General features: G+C 76.3%; 1 protein-coding gene. It reads right to left on the bottom strand.

Translation table 11 applies throughout. From position 1 onward, the window contains the following. Positions 1–114: 114 nt before the first annotated feature. Positions 115–1,745: TIGR02680 family protein (locus tag NBW84_RS23935; protein ID WP_250287605.1), on the bottom strand; the 1,631-nt coding region annotated here is incomplete at its 5' end.

A 1,745-nucleotide genomic window follows, 5' to 3' on the forward strand; every position in this document is an offset into this window, starting at 1 on the left:
CCGAAGCCCGGCCGGCGGCCGTTCGATGGCCGGGCGCACACGGCCCGTGGTCGACGGCGGGTGCGGCTGGCGGGCGTCAGCGGTCGTTCGAGGGGTCGTCATTCGATCAGGTCGTCATTCGAACGGCAGGCCGTCCGGCGGCAGGGCGCCGGCGTCGGCCGGGGTGGGCACCGGGGCCGGCTGGGGCAGGTAGGGGGCCGGTCGCTCGGCCCGCACGCGCTCCCGGCCGTCCCAGCGCCAGGGGGTGACGAGGACGGCGTCGATGTCCTCCCGGCGGGCGAGCTGCGCGATCGCCAGGCCCGGGACCTGCGGGTAGCAGCCCCACTCGCGTTCGCTGGTCATCACCACGTCCAGGTCGAACGCGGCGAGCAGGCCCAGGCACTTGGCCCGCGAGTCGTCGTCCACCCCGGCGAACGCCTCGTCCAGCGCGACCAGGCGGGGGGCGCTGGGGTTGCCCGACGAGGTGTAGAACGACGACGCGGCGGCGAACAGCGGCACGGAGGCGGCGAGCACCCGTTCGCCGCCGGAGGCCGGCCCGGCCGCCGGCCGCCACTGGCCGTCCTGGTGGCGCTGGATGGCGAACGCGTGCCACCGCCGGTAGTCCAGGGCCTGGGTCAGCTGCTCGGCCCAGCCGCCGGTGGTGTCGTCGGCGTGCTTCCGGTTGATCTCCTCCTGGAGGAAGGCGCCGACCGCGGCCCGGTCCGCCGCGCTCCAGGCGTCCGCGGTCTGCCGTAGCAGCCGGTCGCGTACCCGGCCGAACCCCTCCGGGGCGTCGTGGGCGGCCCGCCAGAGCAGCCGCAGCCGCATCCCGGTGGACGTGGGGCGCTCGGCAAGATCGCTGTTGATCGCCCTGACCTGCTCCTCCGCGCCGGTGATCAGTTCCTGGAGGGTGCCGGCCACCTCGTTGACGAGATGGTTCTCCAGGATCTCGCGTTCCTTCGCGGACAGCAGCATCGCCCGCTGCCCGGTCTCCGTCTCCAGCGCGGCGACCAGGGCCGCGATGGCCTGCCGGCGGCCCTGGAACACCACGTCCACCACGATGATGCCGTCACGCACGGTCATCCCGACCGAGTGGCCGTGCCGGGACAGCGCGTCGGTGAGCACCTTGTGCTCGGCCGAGACACGCTGCTGGATCAGCTCCCAGCGCCGGTCGCCGTCGTCGGCCCCCTCGAGGGCGGCGTTGACGGCGCGGGCCAGCGCGATGGCCGGCGTCGGCGCCCACTGCTCGGCCGGGTCCGGCAGCTCCAGGCCGGGCACGGCGATCTCCAGCAGCCCGGTGGTGACGAAGGCCCGCAGGGCGTCGATCGCCCGGTCGCGTTCGGCGGCGGCAGCGGTGATCGACTCGCGTAGCTTCTCGCGCCGCCCCTCGGCCCTGCCGCGCTCGTCGCGGGCATCCTGCTCGACGCGGCGGGCCGTCCGCTCGTCGGCGTCGCAGCGGGCCAGCTCGGTGGCGACCGCGTCGAGCTTGCGGTACAGCTCGTCGACCCCGGCGCCGGCGGTCTCGACCAGGACGCGGTGGCGTCCGGCCGCGGCCTCGGCCTGGGCGTCGGCCAGCTCGGACGCCTGGCTGGCCTGCTCGCGCTGCTCCACCGCGAGGCCGAGCTCGCGTTCGGCCTCGGCGGCGGCCTGCCGGGCCCGGTCGAGCGCCTGCGCCGCCGGCCACAGCCCGGCCAGCGCCACCCGGTAGTCGCCCACGGCGGCGCGGACGGCCGCCAGCCCGTCGGCGTCCGTGGGCAGGCCGACGT

Origin of the sequence: Protofrankia sp. CiP1_Cm_nod2 (assembly GCF_920664355.1) — a bacterium.
GTDB lineage: Bacteria > Actinomycetota > Actinomycetes > Frankiales > Frankiaceae > Protofrankia.